The 16,216-nt window shown below is 33.8% G+C and carries 15 protein-coding genes; 10 read left to right on the top strand and 5 right to left on the bottom strand.

Annotation, left to right across the window (positions count from 1 at the left end; all coding sequences use genetic code 11):
* Window positions 1-94 precede the first annotated feature (94 nt).
* From RB619_RS12575 to RB619_RS12565, 3 genes are all read left to right on the top strand, one after another.
* Window positions 95-787, top strand: coding sequence for a DUF4271 domain-containing protein (locus RB619_RS12575; RefSeq protein ID WP_308097927.1), 693 nt, complete (start codon window positions 95-97; stop codon window positions 785-787).
* A 14-nt stretch (window positions 788-801) separates the two neighbouring features.
* Window positions 802-1,551: a uroporphyrinogen-III synthase gene (locus RB619_RS12570; RefSeq protein WP_035653304.1), complete on the top strand. Its 750-nt coding sequence runs from the start codon at window positions 802-804 to the stop codon at window positions 1,549-1,551.
* Between the two features lie 289 nt (window positions 1,552-1,840).
* A complete protein-coding gene (locus RB619_RS12565; protein WP_308097924.1) occupies window positions 1,841-2,311 on the top strand; it encodes an Lrp/AsnC ligand binding domain-containing protein in 471 nt (156 codons plus the stop codon).
* A gap of 207 nt (window positions 2,312-2,518) precedes the next feature.
* On the opposite strand, the gene RB619_RS12560 is transcribed toward RB619_RS12565, so the two are convergent.
* The 5 genes from RB619_RS12560 to RB619_RS12540 all read right to left on the bottom strand — a co-directional run bounded on the left by RB619_RS12560 (window position 2,519) and on the right by RB619_RS12540 (window position 8,843).
* Window positions 2,519-3,205: a zinc metallopeptidase gene (locus tag RB619_RS12560; RefSeq protein ID WP_308097922.1), complete on the bottom strand. Its 687-nt coding sequence runs from the start codon at window positions 3,203-3,205 to the stop codon at window positions 2,519-2,521.
* Window positions 3,206-3,335: 130 nt separating this feature from the next.
* Window positions 3,336-3,932, bottom strand: a complete 597-nt coding sequence (locus RB619_RS12555) for a hypothetical protein (RefSeq protein ID WP_308097920.1) — start codon at window positions 3,930-3,932, stop codon at window positions 3,336-3,338.
* The gene (locus RB619_RS12550; protein WP_308097918.1) at window positions 3,919-4,392 is read right to left on the bottom strand and encodes an RNA polymerase sigma factor; all 474 of its coding nucleotides are present in this window, start codon (window positions 4,390-4,392) and stop codon (window positions 3,919-3,921) included. The genes RB619_RS12555 and RB619_RS12550 overlap by 14 nt, the downstream gene beginning before the upstream one ends.
* Before the next feature lie 5 nt (window positions 4,393-4,397).
* The gene (locus tag RB619_RS12545) at window positions 4,398-5,243 is read right to left on the bottom strand and encodes an alpha/beta hydrolase (RefSeq protein WP_308097916.1); all 846 of its coding nucleotides are present in this window, start codon (window positions 5,241-5,243) and stop codon (window positions 4,398-4,400) included.
* A gap of 564 nt (window positions 5,244-5,807) precedes the next feature.
* Window positions 5,808-8,843 (bottom strand): class I tRNA ligase family protein, encoded by a 3,036-nt coding sequence (locus RB619_RS12540; RefSeq protein WP_308097914.1) that lies wholly within the window; start codon window positions 8,841-8,843, stop codon window positions 5,808-5,810.
* A 271-nt stretch (window positions 8,844-9,114) separates the two neighbouring features.
* Here RB619_RS12540 and RB619_RS12535 point away from each other — a divergent pair, with 271 nt between their 5' ends.
* From RB619_RS12535 to truB, 7 genes are all read left to right on the top strand, one after another.
* Entirely contained in the window at window positions 9,115-9,462 is a 348-nt protein-coding gene (locus RB619_RS12535) for a LysR family transcriptional regulator (protein WP_308097912.1), read from the top strand.
* Between the two features lie 214 nt (window positions 9,463-9,676).
* Window positions 9,677-12,238, top strand: a complete 2,562-nt coding sequence (locus RB619_RS12530) for a TonB-dependent receptor domain-containing protein (RefSeq protein WP_308097910.1) — start codon at window positions 9,677-9,679, stop codon at window positions 12,236-12,238.
* Window positions 12,239-12,250: 12 nt separating this feature from the next.
* A complete protein-coding gene (locus tag RB619_RS12525) occupies window positions 12,251-12,841 on the top strand; it encodes a molybdopterin-dependent oxidoreductase (protein WP_308097908.1) in 591 nt (196 codons plus the stop codon).
* Between the two features lie 253 nt (window positions 12,842-13,094).
* On the top strand, window positions 13,095-13,970 hold the full coding sequence (locus RB619_RS12520) for a permease-like cell division protein FtsX (RefSeq protein WP_308097906.1): 876 nt from the start codon (window positions 13,095-13,097) through the stop codon (window positions 13,968-13,970).
* Between the two features lie 75 nt (window positions 13,971-14,045).
* On the top strand, window positions 14,046-14,303 hold the full coding sequence (locus tag RB619_RS12515) for a DUF3098 domain-containing protein (RefSeq protein WP_308097904.1): 258 nt from the start codon (window positions 14,046-14,048) through the stop codon (window positions 14,301-14,303).
* An 87-nt stretch (window positions 14,304-14,390) separates the two neighbouring features.
* A complete protein-coding gene (locus RB619_RS12510) occupies window positions 14,391-15,188 on the top strand; it encodes an undecaprenyl-diphosphate phosphatase (protein ID WP_308097902.1) in 798 nt (265 codons plus the stop codon).
* Window positions 15,188-15,877: a tRNA pseudouridine(55) synthase TruB gene (gene truB, locus RB619_RS12505; RefSeq protein ID WP_308097900.1), complete on the top strand. Its 690-nt coding sequence runs from the start codon at window positions 15,188-15,190 to the stop codon at window positions 15,875-15,877. Before RB619_RS12510 ends, truB begins: the two co-directional genes overlap by 1 nt.
* The last annotated feature ends 339 nt before the right edge of the window (window positions 15,878-16,216 follow it).

The raw sequence follows: 16,216 nt of genomic DNA, 5'->3' as shown, positions 1-16,216 counted from the left end.
TTTCACCGCAAAAGTAAACTTTTTATAGCATTTGCTTCATAATAAATACATAATAAAACTGTTGAAATATAAAAATTACTAATTTTGTGACACTATGATTGAACACCTTCATCCACGAATTATTGAAAACAAAGACTGGGCAACTGCTTTGTTTGTCCTGACCTTTGCCGTTGTTGCAATTACAAAGTCAGCTTACGAAAGCCGATTTTCGGAATTTAGCAAGCTAATTTTTTCAGATAAATATGCCAAAATCTACCGTGATAACAGCCACATGAAAAGCAGTTTTACAGTCGGTTTATTTTTTGTACAGATTATTTCGTTTGCTTTTTTCATTCAGCTTACGATGCATATTTTTTCACAAAACTCAAAAAACGCAGCAGACATAGTTTTAAAAACCGACTGGCTTTTATTTATTCAGATTGCAACATTTCTTCTTTATTTCATTCTTGCAAAATATTTAGTCGAGAAAATAGTCGCAACTTCATTTAATATTGAAGAATTTGTGGATCTTTTTAACCTTCAAAAAGTCACTTATCGAACTTACATAGGCGTATTATTACTGCCAATCAACGCCGTTTTGTTTTATTATGACAATATTCCAACAATTGTACCGTTAGCATTCATAGGCATTTCGCTGTGTATAAGCCTATACTCCTATTTTATTTCAATTAAAACGTATCAAAATGCAATAATCAGCAAGTTATTTTATTTTATTTTATATCTTTGCGCTCTTGAAATAGCCCCTTATTATTTTCTTTATTATTGGTTAACAAAAGGGAGTGCTTAGAAAATGTTTATAATATGAAAGTGAAAACAATTTTGGTGTCACAGCCTGAACCTAAAGTGGAGAATTCTCCTTACTTTGAGCTCCAACAAAAACACAAAATAAAAATTGATTTCAGACCATTTATTCATGTGGAAGGGGTTAGCGCAAAAGAGATTCGATTGCAAAAAATCGATCTTAATCATTACACTGCGATCATTTTAACAAGTCGAAATGCTGTAGATCATTTTTTTAGAGTGGCTGATGAAATGCGTTACAAAGTTCCAGAAGGATTGAAATATTTTTGTCAATCTGAAGCAGTTGCATTTTACCTTCAAAAGTATGTTGTGTACAGAAAACGTAAAATTTACGTTGGAGCAAAAGATTTTGCAGATTTATCTCCGCTTATCAAAAAGTACAAAGACGAGAAGTTTTTACTTCCTGCATCTGATCAATTAAACGCAGATGCTCCTGTAACACTTAACAACTTAAAAGTTGATTGGGCACAGGCTATTTTTTACAGAACTGTAATGAGCGATCTTTCTGATTTAGCTGATGTTTATTACGATGTTTTAGCATTCTTTAGCCCAACAGGAATCAAATCTTTGTTTAAAAACTTCCCTGATTTTAAACAAAACAACACCAGAATCGCTGTATTTGGAAGCACAACGCAAAAAGAAGCTTTAGATCATGGTTTAAGAATTGATATTCTTGCTCCAACTCCTGAAACTCCTTCAATGACAATGGCTTTAGAAAAATACATCGCCGAAGCAAACAAAGGAAAATAAACCTAAGAATAAAAATATACTCCCGAAGCCTCGGGATTAAAATCCAAATTCCAACTAATCACTGGGATTTGGATTTTTTGTTTTCTAACATCTTTAACTTCTCCCCCTTTGTCAAAGTTTTAAACTTTGACAAAGATCATTCTGGAAATGTCTCCCGTGGTTGAAACCACAGACTATGTTTTTTTTGAGAAATTTTAAAAAATTGGAATTTTATTATTCAGCACCTTTTAACTACATTTGATTTCTATTCAAAACCCAAATCATAAAAAATAGTTTCAAATTTTAAGTTATGAAAATTAATTCCCTAATAATTGAAATTGACGGTATCGACAAAGAGATTCTTCGTTATTTAATGGACGATGCCCGAAAACCAATATTACAAATTGCTAATAAAATTGGCATTTCAGGCGCTGCAATTCATCAACGATTAAAAAAACTCGAACAGTCGGGCGTTATTTCAGGATCAAAATTCACTGTTAATCCAAAAGTTCTAGGCTATAACACAATGGCATTTATTGGTGTTTATCTTGATAAAGCTTCCCGAAACTCTGAAGCAGTAAAAGAATTAAGAAAAATTCCAGAAGTTCTAGAATGTCATTACACAACTGGAAACTGGTCGGTTTTGATTAAAATCATTTGTCGCGATAATGAACATTTAATGACGCTATTAAATAATAAAATTCAGGCTATCGAAGGAGTTTCAAGAACTGAAACTTTTATTTCACTAGATCAACAAATTGACAGACAGATTCAACTTTAGAATTAGAAAATGTGTCAATTTGAGAATGCACTAATTAGAAAATATGTCAATTTGATAATTAGAAAATTTTAAAATTTATTATACTAAACTGGATTGAAGTCCAGTTTAATTTGTATCGATATGCAAAAAACAAAACCCGACAGGTTTTAAAAACTTGTCGGGTTTGCTATTAAATTATCTAATTGACTAATTATCTCAATTATCAAATTAATTCCTCCTGCTTCCAGAATAAATTGAAATATAATATAACAATGTTGCTATCGATCCAATTGCGGCAACAACATACGTTCTTGCGGCCCATTTTAAAGCATCTTTTGCTCCTGCTTGTTCTTGTTGTGTCAGCATATGTTTATTTTCAAGCCATGCTAAAGCACGATTACTTGCGTCATATTCGACTGGTAACGTAATGATCGAAAACAAAGTCGTTGCAGCAAAAATGATAATTCCAACTAATAACAACTGTGGAAAAACTTTAATCATTAAAATTCCAGCAATTAAAATCCATTGTACATAATTGGACGCAATGCTTACAATTGGAACTAATTTAGAACGCATTGTCAGCCACTCATATCCAATTGAATGTTGTACCGCATGCCCGCATTCGTGCGCCGCAACTGCCGCCGCCGCCGCGTTTCGGTGATTATATACAGCCTCACTCAAATTCACTGTTTTATCTGACGGATTATAGTGATCTGTTAATTGACCCGGAGTCGAAATAACACGAACATCCGTAATTCCGTTATCAGCAAGCATTTTCTCTGCGATTTCTTTACCGCTCATTCCGTTTTGCAGTTGCAATTTAGAATACAATTCGAATTTGCTTTTTAGTTTTGCACTTACCAGCCAGCTAAACAACATTATAGCTCCGGCAAGAATTATGTATGCACCTCCCATATTTTACTTTTTTTTTGATTGATTTTTAAAGTTACAAAATCAATCACAATTTATGAACCATTTTAACAAAATGACATTTTGGCATTTTTCAACACAAAAAAAGCTTTACAACACTGTAAAGCTTTCATGTCTAAGATTCTAATTGATTATTGACTTCTTCAAATTTTTCAATTAGAGCATTTATTTTATCCTGCTGTTTTTTAATTTGTTTTGGACGAATATAAAACCAGTTAAACAAAATCCACAACAAAGTAATTCCATACGTTAGACTTGCACCCAAAACTGTCATTCGACTTGTATATTCATACATATATAAGCAAATTCCCGTTGTTAAAAGTAAAAAATACAAGCTCATCATAGTAGTCTGCAAAAACTGTTGTTTCTTTTGAATCAGAATTAATTTTTGAAGATATTCCTGATTCGTCTGCGTTGCATCAATATCTTTATAATTGCTGAATAATTTATTCGAAACAAATAAATAAATCACCATTGCAAGAATCGTTAAAACAATTCCGATTTTAGTTGAAATAAGCTGTGGCTGATAATATATCCAGATAAAAATAATAAAAGCACTCGTTGCAAAAAGCAAAATATTTGTCATCCATAAACTGCGTAAAGATGCTTTTTTAAATTTGCTTACTCTGGAAAGCAAATCCTGCATATCAGGCTGACTTACGGTTTGTTTTTTCCATAAATCTTTAAAATCTATATTGTTATCGTTGTCCATTTTCTTTAAATTTTTGAGTCAGTTTTTCTTTTATTCTGTGAATTTTCACTCTAACATTCGCTTCTGAAAGCCCAACAATTTTGGCAATTTCTGCCTGCTTGACTTCTTCTAATTCCAATGAAATAATAATACGGTCGGTTTCTGGAAGCTCAGCAATGCATTTATAAAGAAACTGAATCTGCGGTTCTATTGACTGTTGTTTTTCTTCTGAAAGATGAATTGGCAAATCTGATTTTGGAAAACGCTTTTGTTTTTCAATTTGTCTTAAACAATTATTAGAAGCAATTCTGAAAATCCAAGTTCCAATAGCCGCCTCGTTTCTAAATGTTTCCAACTTTTGCCAGACAATTATAAACGTTTCCTGAGCGAGATCCTGCGCAATGTCATAATCATTGACAAAACCCATGCAAAGCCTGAATATTCGACCCCAATATGTTTTGTAGATTTGTTCAAATTCCATTCTTATTATTTTATAAAAGTGTTTAATTGTGCCAAATACCAAGCTGCATCATCATACATAATAAAATGCAGACCTTTACTCGCATATTGAAAATTTGCTGTTTTCAAGTTTTTATATTGATCTTCAATTGCTGGTTTTAAATTTATAAAATAAGACTCTAATAAAATCAACGTCGGGCATTTTATTTGTGCGATTTTCGCTCTTAAATCGGTGTTTGAAAAATCGCAATACATTTGCCCGAATGTTTTTCTGTCTGATTTTACGCTCCAATCCACCACCATATCCATCTTTGAGGCATCCGCCAAAAGTCGTGGCATTGTTTTTTTCTGCATATCTAGAAATTGGGCATCTGTCATGCTAGTCATTTGGTTCACTATTGATGTGCAATCATTATTTTCTTTTGATTTAAAAGAAGGATCCATCAACGCAGCCATACACGGAAGCGCATCTACAACAACAATTTTTCCAATAAGTTCCGGATAATCAGCCGCGACTGCCAAAGCCAACCCACCGCCCATACTATGCCCAACAAGAATTGGCTTTACGATTTTATTTTCTTTTATAAAATTGGCAATTTCTGTTTTCCAATTTTCGAATGAAGGATTTGGTTGTGCTTTTACCCCCGCGAAGCCGGCCATTGTAAGTGTGTAACAAGTGAAGTCTTTTTCGAAAGCGGTTTTGGTTTCGTTCCAAACTTCGCCAGAAGAAGCAAATCCGGGAATGAATATTATAGATTGTTTTCCTTTTCCTGTTTTAAGAACTTCGAAAGGATATGATTTTGTTTGTGCAAAAACATTTAGACATAATGCTGAGAATAAGAATGCGATAATTAAGATGATATACTTTTTCATTTTTAATAGTTTTAAGTTGTTAATTAAATCGGATCCATGCTTTTGATACGACGACTATTAAAATGTTACAACTTAATTTAAAATTTCAATAAAAAAAATCCAAATCTCAATGTTGGCGGGGTTTTTAACCGCAAAGAACGCGGAGGTTTACGCAAGGAACGCAAGATTATTTGCTCGCAAAGACGCTAAGTCGCAAAGTTTTCCCTCAATCTTGTCATTTCGACGAAGGAGAAATCTTCGCGAGAAACTCCGCTATCAGAATCTCCAATCTTTGTAGAGCTACTTGTGGAGATTTCTCCTTCGTCGAAATGACAAACTAGACGCAGTGTCAGTCTGAGCGAAGTCGAAGACCACGCGAGAAGCTCCATAATCAAAATCGTCAATCTGTGTCGAGTTACTTGCGTGGTCTTCGACTTCGCTCAGACTGACAAACTATGCGTTTTTCGAAATAAAAATTCGTGAAAATTCGCGTAATTCGTGGCGAAAAAACAAGACGCAAAAAAAAATCCCAAATCCCAATCGTAAAATTGGAATTTGGAATTTTTATACTGAAATTTAATTCGGTTATCCTACCAAATTGATAATTTTTCCAGGAACAATAATCACTTTATTAGGTGTTTTACCGTCTAATTGTTTTTGCGTTCTTTCGTCTTTCATTACGATTTCTTCGATTTGTTCTTTGGTTAAATCCAAAGGCAATTCGATTGTGAAACGCATTTTTCCGTTGAAAGAAACCGGATATTCTTTATTTGTTTCCACTAAATGACTTGCATCAAAAATTGGGAACGTCACTTCTGAAATTGAAGTTGTATGTCCTAACTGCGACCATAACTCTTCAGCAATATGTGGTGCGTATGGCGAAACCAAAATTGCTAATGGCTCTAAAATCGCTCTTGAATGACAGTTTTGAGAAGACAATTCATTTACACAAATCATAAACTGAGAAACCGAAGTATTGAAAGAGAAATTCTCGATATCTTCTGCTACTTTTTTGATTGTTTTATGCAATGATTTCAAGTTGTCTTTTGTTGGTTCGTCGTTGTTTACGATTAAACCATTATCATCAAAATACAATCTCCATAATTTTTTCAAGAAACCAAATACACCAGAAATTCCGGCAGTATTCCAAGGTTTTGCCTGCTCTAACGGTCCTAAGAACATTTCGTACAACCGTAATGTATCTGCTCCGTATTCATTACAAATATCATCTGGCGTTACCACATTATAGTATGATTTCGACATTTTTTCAACTTCACGGCCCACAATGTATTTTCCGTTTTCGTCAAAAATGAATTCTGCTGTATTAAAATCCTCTCTCCAAGCTTTGAACTTTTCGATATTTAATTCATCTGAAGAATTTACAAAATGAACATCAACACGAATAGGATGAAAATCTAAAGAATAATCCATTTCCCATTCTTCATTTTTAGAATTGAATCCATCAACATATTCTTCAATAAATCCCTTAAGTTCACCTTTTATAAAAGAGTGATCATTATCTTTTTTGTATTTATCAATTACATTTTTAGAAACAAATACGTCTTTAAATACTCTTCCATTAGTTTCTGAACGGTTTTTATTTGATTTAACATATTGACGAAACAATACCTCTAATCTATAAACATAAGCCGTTGTACCCAAAATCATTCCCTGATTAATCAGTTTTTTGAATGGTTCTTCGGTTGGAGCAAAACCTTTATCTTTTAAGAATTTGTTCCAGAAACGAGAATATAATAAGTGACCTGTTGCGTGCTCACTTCCTCCAATGTATAAATCTACATTTTCCCAGTAAGCCAAAGCTTCTTTACTAGCAAATTCGCTTTCGTTGTGCGCATCCATGTAACGCATCCAATACCATGAACTTCCTGCCCAACCAGGCATTGTATTCAATTCTAATGGAAAAATAGTCACGTTGTCAATCAACTGAGTACTAACAACTGAACACTGAACACTGTCCCAAGCCCAAACTGCAGCATTTCCTAACGGAGGCAAACCGTCTTCGGTTGGCAAATATTTTTCTACTTCTGGAAGGATAATTGGCAAATGCTGTGTGTCAATCATTTTAGGAAGGCCATTTACATAATAAACTGGAAATGGCTCACCCCAGTAACGCTGACGAGAGAAAACAGCATCACGCAAACGGTAATTTGTTTTACCAATTCCCTGACCTATTTTTTGCAATTCAGCAATAGCGGCATGCGTCGCGTTTTTATAATTTAATCCGTTTAAGAAATCAGAATTTGCGATTTCAACGTTGTCTTTTGATCCGTAAGCTGCTTCAGAAATATCAACATTAGCGAAGATATTTTTGATTTCCTGCATTCCGTTTTGACCTTTAAAGAAATTAGCAAAAGCGTAATCTCTTTCGTCTCCGCAAGGAACCGCCATTACAGCACCAGTTCCGTAACCAGCCAAAACATAATCACCAATCCAAACCGGAATAGCTTCTTTTGTAAATGGATGTTCTGCATAAGCTCCTGTAAATACTCCTGAAATCGTTTTTACATCGGCCATACGCTCACGCTCAGAACGTTTTGCTGTTTTTTCGATATACGCTTCAACAGCTTCTTTTTGTTCCGGAGTTGTAATTTTAGCAACCAAATCATGTTCTGGTGCCAAAGTCATAAATGTCACACCAAAAATAGTATCAGGTCTCGTTGTGAAAACCTCGATTACTTCATCATGATTTTTCACATTAAAAGTTACTAAAGCTCCAACCGATTTTCCAATCCAGTTTCTTTGAGATTCTTTTATAGACTCACTCCAATCGATATCATTTAGACCTTGAAGCAAACGTTCGGCATAAGCAGAAATTCGCATACTCCATTGTGTCATTTTTTTTCTTATAACAGGAAAGCCTCCGCGCTCCGAAACTCCGTTTACAATTTCGTCATTTGCCAAAACAGTTCCTAAGCCTGGACACCAGTTTACCTCGGTTTCTGCCAAATACGTCATTCTGTATTGCAACAAGATTTTCTCTTTTTGATCTTCAGAATAGGCATTCCATTCGTCGGCAGTAAAAATCGCAACATTGTCGTCGCAAACTGCTTCAACTAATTTATTTCCTTCTTCTTCAAAAACTTTTACAAGCTCTGAAATTTCAAAAGCTTTTCCTTGTTTTCTGCAATACCAAGAATTGAATAATTGGATAAAAATCCATTGTGTATGTTTGTAATAATCAGGATTTGATGTACGCACTTCACGCGCCCAGTCAAATGAGAAACCAATTTTATCCAATTGTTTTCTGTATCCTGCAATTTGTTTTCCTTCTTTGTCAACGCCACCGTCAATATTTACACGCGTTGTATCTTCAGGACGTTGTCCTGTTTGAATCGCATACTGTTCTGCTGGCAATCCGAAACTGTCGTAACCCATTGGGTGCAAAACATTGAAACCTTGATGTCTTTTGAAACGAGAATACACATCTGAAGCTATATAACCCAGCGGATGACCAACGTGTAATCCTGCTCCAGATGGATAAGGAAACATATCGAGAACATAATGTTTCGGTTTTTCAGAGTTATTTTTTGCTGCAAAAGTTTGATTTTCTGCCCAATATTTTTGCCATTTGGCGTCAATTTCGTTTGGATTGTACTTCATTTCTAAGTGACTAAGATTCTAAGTTACTAAGGTTCTAAGCTTTTCACTAAATTAATTATGCCGCAAATTTACATTTATTGTTGCTTGTTCCAAAGCTATTTCATTGACAAACAAATAAAATAACAAAATACTTATTTTTAATTACGTAAAAATACTTATGTTTGCAATTAAAATACTTAAGTCAATTATTTTCTCCAAGCTTAATTTTCAATTCTGGAAGAATATTTTTACATTAAAAGAATTATTTTTACAAAGTCATTAAAAGAATCAAATGAGCAACGATAAAAAATATTCAATTGAAGTACGTGTTTGGATTGAAGAAACCGAAGGCGCTTTTCTTGGAATTGGAAAAATCTGGCTTTTAGAAAATATTCAGAAAACGGGTTCTATTACAAATGCCGCTAAAGAAATGAAGATGGCATACAGACAAGCTTGGCAATTGGTTGAAGAAATGAATCAGCGCGCCGAAAAACCTTTGGTGGAAAAACTTCTTGGTGGAAAAGGCGGAGGCGGTGCAAAATTAACTGCCGCTGGTGAAAAAGCAATTGCAGTTTTTTATGAAGTTGAAAAACGTATTAAAGAGTTTGCTCAGAAAGAAACTCAGAATCTGAAATTTTAATTTAAAGAAAATAATTCACAAAGCTTATGTTTTTAATCTCGCAAAGACGCTAAGTCGCAAACAGAATAATATAAAGCTTAAAAAAGAAAAAAACTTTGCGCCTTTGCGTCTTTGCGAGATTAATAAAACCTAGAGTAGATTAAGCATTTTAACCAAAATCTTTTTTTTAACTATCAGTATTCATTTTAAAACATACTGAAACAAAACCAAAAACATGAACCAAAAACTGTATCTCCTATTTATTTTTATAAGCCTTAAATGCTTTTCTCAAACTGAGAATTCCAAAACAAAACAAGACAGCATTAAAAAAGAAGAATTGAGCGAAGTTGTCATTACAGCTTCTCGTCGATCAGAAAACTTTCTTCGCTCTCCTATAAGTATTGAGCAATTAAAATCGGCGGAAGCCAAAAAAATGGGATCGCCAAGTATTTATGAAGCGCTCGAAAATGTAAAAGGCGTTCAAATTATTACGCCAAGTTTAGGTTTTAAAGTTATTAATACAAGAGGTTTTGCTAATTCTACAAACGTCAGATTTGCGCAATTAGTAGACGGAATCGACAATCAGGCGCCACATTTAGGCGCACCAATTGCAAATGCTTTGGGTGCAAATGATCTTGATATTGATAAAATTGAAATTATTCCTGGAACCGCTTCGGCTTTGTACGGAATGAACGCGATTAATGGTTTGGCAAATATTCAAACCAAAAATCCCTTTGAATATCAAGGCGTAAGTATTCAGCAATTAACCGGCGTGAATCATGTGGGGAATATTGATCGGTTTTCTCCAAAAATTTATTCGCAGTTTAATTTAAGATTTGCAAAAGCTTTTAATGAAAAATTCGCTTTTAAAGTAAATGCTTCGACAACCGGAGGAACTGATTGGGTTGCTGATGACAGAACTGATTTGGCTCCAAATGCAAATGCTTCAACAGGCTTATTTGGCGCCGATAATCCGGCTTATGACGAAGTAAACGGTTACGGAAATGAATCGGCAAATCGAAAAACATTAAACTTGAACGGCAAAAATTATGTCGTGGCCAGAACGGGTTATCGCGAAACAGACATTTCAGATTACGGAATCAAAAATTACAAAGCTGACGTTGGACTTTATTTTCGCCCAAAACCAGAAAACGAGCTTTCTGTGACTTATAAAACAGCTTTAATCAATACGATTTACCAACGTTCAAATCGTTTCAGACTTGACAATTATACACTGAATCAATTTGCTGTTGATTTTCACAATCCCATTTTTCAGGTAAAAGCCTACGCGACAACAGAGAATACTGGAGATTCATACAATATGCGTTCTCTTGCCGAGAATATGGATCGTGCTTATAAGTCTGACGATAAATGGTTTGCCGACTATACAACTGCCTACAAAAATGCTATTACTGGTGGTGCAACAGTTGCAGACGCACACAGAATTGCCAGAACACAATCAGATCAAGGAAGATTTATTCCCGGAACTGAAGCTTATGAAAAGAAAAAAGAAGAATTGATCGACATTAATAATTGGGATATTGGCGCCGCTTTGCGTGTAAAATCAACGTTAGTTCATGGCGAAGGATTAATTAATTGGGATAAAGCTTTTACTTCTTTCTTCGAAAAAATTGATGCTAAACTTTTAAGCGGAGTCGATTACAGAAATTACATTATTGTTCCGGACGGAAATTATTTTATTAATCCTGTTCATGCTGATGAAAATTTGACGTATCAAAAATTTGGCGGATATACCCAGTTAACTAAAGATTTATTTAATTCGAAATTATGTTTAGGCGCTACAATAAGAATGGACAAAGCCGATTATTTTGATGCCAAATTCACCCCTCAATTTACAGCAGTTTATTCACCAAAAGAGAGTTTAAACTTTAGAGCTTCGTATCAAAACGGATATCGTTTTCCGAGTATTTTTGAAGGCTTTTCGAATGTAAATTCAGGCGGTGTAAAACGTGTTGGCGGATTGCGAATTATGTCGGATGGAATTTTCGAAAACTCATATACCAAAGCTTCGATTGATAAATTTCAGGCGCAAGTGAATACGGATGTCAATACAAATGGTTTGACCCAGGCGCAGGCAATCGAAAAAAATAAAAATACGATTCAGAAAAATCCGTACACTTATTTAGAACCCGAATTTGTAAAATCTTTTGAAGTTGGTTTTAGAGGAATAACATTAAACAGAAACCTTTTTATTGATGCCGATTTCTATTACAACTCGTATAAAAATTTCATCGCGCAAGTCGAAGCGAGTATTCCAAATACAACAGATCCAAATTTAATTCCGACTGCATTATATTCAAAAAACACACAAAGTCGCTACAGACTTTGGACCAATTCTAAAAGCAAAATCTACAATTACGGCGGAAGTTTAGGTTTGAAATATAGATTTGACGAAATGTTTACTGCTTTAACAAACCTAACTTACACAAAGCTCGACAGAACCGACGATAAAGATGGACTTGAAGACGGTTTCAACACGCCAGAATTTAACGTCAACGGAACGTTAATGGCGCAAAATATCTGGAAAAATCTTGGCGCAAGTGTTACCGCTCGCTATCAAAACAACTTTGATTATGTTTCATTTTTAGTCAGTGGAACTGTTCCAGCTTATTGGACTATGGATGCGCAGGTTAATTATTACTTCAAAAAAACAGGTATTACAACAAAACTGGGCGGTACAAATATTCTCAACAAACAATACACTTCCATTCTTGGCGGACCATCAATTGGCGGATTGTATTATTTATCATTAGTGTGGGAAACTAACAAAATCTAAACTGCAAATTCTATGAAAACTAAAAACTACATTCTTATTCTTTTGATCGCATTTTCATGTGCGATGTGCAATTCTTCTAAAAAAGAAGAAAAAGTTTCAACCGAAAAAACTTCAGAAACTAAAAAACATGATCACAATCTACTTTCTGCTGAAGACAGTTTAAAATTAGTAAATCACCAAATTGAAGTGAACGGCGATGTCGAATTTCCACTTCAATTAACGGTTGATTCTTTGAGAAAAATGAAGGTTGTAACGATTGACAATTTAAAAATAACGGGTAAAAACGGAGAAGTCAAAAGAGAAATTAAAGTTTGCAAAGGCGTCCTTTTAAAGGATATTTTAGAAAAGGCAAAGATCAAACAGGAAGATCATAAAGACCGAAATTTTTATATCGTTGCAAGAGCTTCTGACGATTATAAAGCAACTTTTTCTTGGGCTGAAATTTTCAATAACCCAACGGGTGAAAACACTTATATTCTTTTTGAAGAAAATGGAAAACCAGTAAAAAATGGCGAAATGATTGCAATTTGCAGAAATGATATCAGAACCGGACCACGACATGTTTATTGGCTTAAAAGCATCGAAGTCTACAAAGTCAACTAAGATTCTTCCTTTTTTTGCTCGCAAAGTCGCAGAGTCGCAAAGTTTTAATATTGATTGAAAAAAACTTTGCGACTCTGCGACTTTGCGAGATTAAAACAGCTTTATTTAGAAACTTTGCATAAAACTTTGCGCACTTTGCGGTTAAACACATTTTTTATTCAATATGGAATTGTACTTTTATAGTATAAAAGTTCGTTAATAACTTTAAATAAAGAAATTCTTTATTATTTTTACCACATAATTTAAGCAGACTATGAGTTCTAACTTTGATAAATTTCAAAAGCGCAGGTTAATTTCCTCTTATTTTTCGGTAGTATTAAGTGTATTCTTGGTTTTATTCCTTTTAGGAGTACTGGGATTATTCATCATTAATTCTAAAAAATTGGCAGATGATTTTAAAGAAAAAATCGCCATGACCGTTTTCTTTAAAAATGAAGCAAATGACAGCGTTATCAAAGCGTTTAATACCGAATTAAAAAGAGCTCCTTTTGCTAAATCTTTTGTTTATGTAACCAAAGAAAGAGCGGCAAAAGAACACACCGATATTATTGGAGAAGATTTCCTTACCTTTTTGGGAGAAAATCCATTGTTGAACTCATACGACATTCACTTAAAAGCGGATTATGTTGAAAGAGACAGCATTACCAAAATCGAAAGCAGTTTGCGTCAAAACACTATGATTGAAGATATTGTTTACGACAAACAATTAGTAAATCTGGTAAATGACAATATCAAAAAAGTAAGTATGTGGATTTTGATTATCAGCGGTTTCTTGACTGTAATTGCAGTTTTATTAATTAACAGTTCACTTCGTTTATCGATACATTCAAATCGTTTTATTATTAAAACAATGCAAATGGTTGGCGCGACTAAATCATTTATCCGCAAGCCTTTTGTAACAAGAAGCGTGAAATTAGGAATGCTTGGTGCAGCTTTGGCAATCGTTGCATTAATTGGACTTTTGATATATGTAGAAACTAATTTCCCTGGTTTAGGAATTTTAGAAGACAAAGCACTAATAGGATTGGTTTTATTAGCCGTTTTCGGATTAGGAGTTTTAATTACTTGGGTTAGTACGCATTTTGCAACACAACGTTTCTTGAATTTAAGAACTGACGATCTTTATTAATTTTAGATTGAAGACTTTAGATTTTAGATTAAAAAAACGCCTTTGACTTTTGCTCAGGCTGAAAAATAAATAAAGATGAAAAACAACAATTATAAAGAAGAACAACAAGTTCAAAAACAGGAATTCCTTTTTGACGGCATCAACTACAAAATTTTATTGATAGGAATTGCAGTTATCGCATTAGGATTTATCTTAATGTCTGGAGGAGGAAGTACTGACCCGAATGTTTTTAATGAAGATATTTTTAGTTTTAGACGTATTCGTTTAGCACCAACAACCGTTTTAATTGGTTTTGGAATCACGATTTATTCTATTTTCAAAAAATCCAAATAATAGATCTCTGATTTTATGTTTGTCACCCTGAGCGAAGTCGAAGGGTTAAGCAATCTAAAATCTGAAATCTGAAATCTAAAATTCTCCATGAATACATTACAAGCTATCGTTCTTGCCATTATTGAAGGAATTACTGAATTTTTACCTGTTTCTTCAACTGGACACATGATTATTGCCTCTTCTTTTTTCGGAATTGCACACGAAGATTTTACCAAACTTTTTACAATTGTTATTCAGCTTGGTGCTATTCTTTCAGTAGTCGTTTTATATTTCAAGCGATTTTTTCAAACACTTGACTTTTACTTTAAACTTTTAGTCGCTTTTATTCCTGCCGTAGTTTTAGGGTTATTATTAAGCGATTTTATTGATGGTTTACTAGAAAATCCTGTTACAGTTGCCATTTCACTTTTAATTGGAGGATTGATTTTATTAAAAGTTGACGAATGGTTCAACAATCCAAATACTCCTGAAACTTCACAAGAGATCACTTATTTACAGGCACTAAAAATTGGTTTATTTCAATGTATTGCTATGATTCCTGGAGTTTCTCGAAGCGGTGCCAGCATCGTTGGAGGAATGTCTCAAAAATTAAGCAGAACAACAGCTGCTGAATTTTCATTTTTTCTTGCTGTTCCAACAATGCTTGGAGCTACGGTAAAAAAATGTTACGATTATTACAAAGCTGGTTTTGAATTATCTCAAGATCAAACGACAATATTAGTTATTGGAAACGTAGTCGCTTTTATTGTAGCGCTTTTAGCTATTAAAACTTTCATTGGTTTTTTGACTAAAAACGGATTTAAAGTTTTTGGTTATTACCGAATCATCGCAGGAGTCGCTTTATTGCTGATTCACTTTTTCATTCACCCGCTTACCATAATATAATGACACCTGAAGAATATTTAAACGGACAAGTTTTACTGATTGACAAACCTTTAAAATGGAGTTCGTTTCAAGCTGTCAATAAATTAAAATATCTTTTAATTAATAAAGTTGGGCTTCCAAAAAAGTTTAAAATTGGCCATGCCGGAACTTTAGATCCTTTAGCGACAGGTTTATTATTAATCTGTACTGGAAAATTCACTAAAAAGATTTCAGAGCTTCAAGGTCAGGCAAAAGAATATACTGGGACATTTTACATTGGAGCCACTACTCCATCTTACGATTTAGAAACAGAAATCGATCAAACTTTTCCAACAGACCATATTAACGAAGCTTTGATTCATAAAACTGTAAAACAGTTTTTAGGAGAAATTGATCAAAAACCACCTATTTTTTCTGCTATTAAAAAAGACGGCGTTCGTTTGTACGAACACGCTCGTGCAGGCGAAACAGTAGAAATCGCCAGCAGAAAAACAACAATACACGAATTCGAAATTACTCGTATTGCTTTGCCCGAAGTTGATTTTAGAGTAGTTTGTTCTAAAGGAACTTATATTCGTTCACTTGCGTATGATTTTGGAAAAGCAATGAACTCTGGTTCGCATTTAACCGTTTTACGCCGAACAAAAATTGGCGATTACGATGTTAAAAACGCCATTGATATTACTTTATTTGAAGAAAGCTTAAAGTAATCATTAAGTAAAAATGCATAAAAAAGCACATTACAAAATGATCGTAATGTGCCAAGCTCGTAAATCAAAGTATAGTTATTCCATACTCATTTCCCCTGAGTTAATAGTGAGGCACATTTTTCCCTCCAAATAAAAATTGTGAAAAGAAATCATAAAATCTTTCGAATAACTTTTTCATAATAGTGCATTTTTTAATCGTTAAACATTAAATAAACACCAATAAAAAGAGTAAATCAGAAAATTAATAATAGAAGTGGGATAGTGTTACTAAGTTACAAAATTCTGGATGAAATAAAAATTTAAGACACATTATTTAACATCTTATTTAGTTTATTATCA

This window comes from Flavobacterium sp. LHD-80, from assembly GCF_030929605.1.
GTDB lineage: Bacteria > Bacteroidota > Bacteroidia > Flavobacteriales > Flavobacteriaceae > Flavobacterium.
The sequence above is the reverse complement of the archived record's forward strand: the minus strand, read 5'-3'. Positions and strand labels throughout refer to the sequence as shown.

Excerpts from the sequence above, each read along its gene's own strand:
- RB619_RS12575 (WP_308097927.1), top strand. The coding sequence starts at position 95 with ATGATTGAACACCTTCATCCACGAATTATTGAAAACAAAGACTGGGCA.
- RB619_RS12570 (WP_035653304.1), top strand. The coding sequence starts at position 802 with ATGAAAGTGAAAACAATTTTGGTGTCACAGCCTGAACCTAAAGTGGAG.
- RB619_RS12565 (WP_308097924.1), top strand. The coding sequence starts at position 1,841 with ATGAAAATTAATTCCCTAATAATTGAAATTGACGGTATCGACAAAGAG.
- RB619_RS12560 (WP_308097922.1), bottom strand. The coding sequence starts at position 3,205 with ATGGGAGGTGCATACATAATTCTTGCCGGAGCTATAATGTTGTTTAGC.
- RB619_RS12555 (WP_308097920.1), bottom strand. The coding sequence starts at position 3,932 with ATGGACAACGATAACAATATAGATTTTAAAGATTTATGGAAAAAACAA.
- RB619_RS12550 (WP_308097918.1), bottom strand. The coding sequence starts at position 4,392 with ATGGAATTTGAACAAATCTACAAAACATATTGGGGTCGAATATTCAGG.
- RB619_RS12545 (WP_308097916.1), bottom strand. The coding sequence starts at position 5,243 with ATGAAAAAGTATATCATCTTAATTATCGCATTCTTATTCTCAGCATTA.
- RB619_RS12540 (WP_308097914.1), bottom strand. The coding sequence starts at position 8,843 with ATGAAGTACAATCCAAACGAAATTGACGCCAAATGGCAAAAATATTGG.
- RB619_RS12535 (WP_308097912.1), top strand. The coding sequence starts at position 9,115 with ATGAGCAACGATAAAAAATATTCAATTGAAGTACGTGTTTGGATTGAA.
- RB619_RS12530 (WP_308097910.1), top strand. The coding sequence starts at position 9,677 with ATGAACCAAAAACTGTATCTCCTATTTATTTTTATAAGCCTTAAATGC.
- RB619_RS12525 (WP_308097908.1), top strand. The coding sequence starts at position 12,251 with ATGAAAACTAAAAACTACATTCTTATTCTTTTGATCGCATTTTCATGT.
- RB619_RS12520 (WP_308097906.1), top strand. The coding sequence starts at position 13,095 with ATGAGTTCTAACTTTGATAAATTTCAAAAGCGCAGGTTAATTTCCTCT.
- RB619_RS12515 (WP_308097904.1), top strand. The coding sequence starts at position 14,046 with ATGAAAAACAACAATTATAAAGAAGAACAACAAGTTCAAAAACAGGAA.
- RB619_RS12510 (WP_308097902.1), top strand. The coding sequence starts at position 14,391 with ATGAATACATTACAAGCTATCGTTCTTGCCATTATTGAAGGAATTACT.
- truB (WP_308097900.1), top strand. The coding sequence starts at position 15,188 with ATGACACCTGAAGAATATTTAAACGGACAAGTTTTACTGATTGACAAA.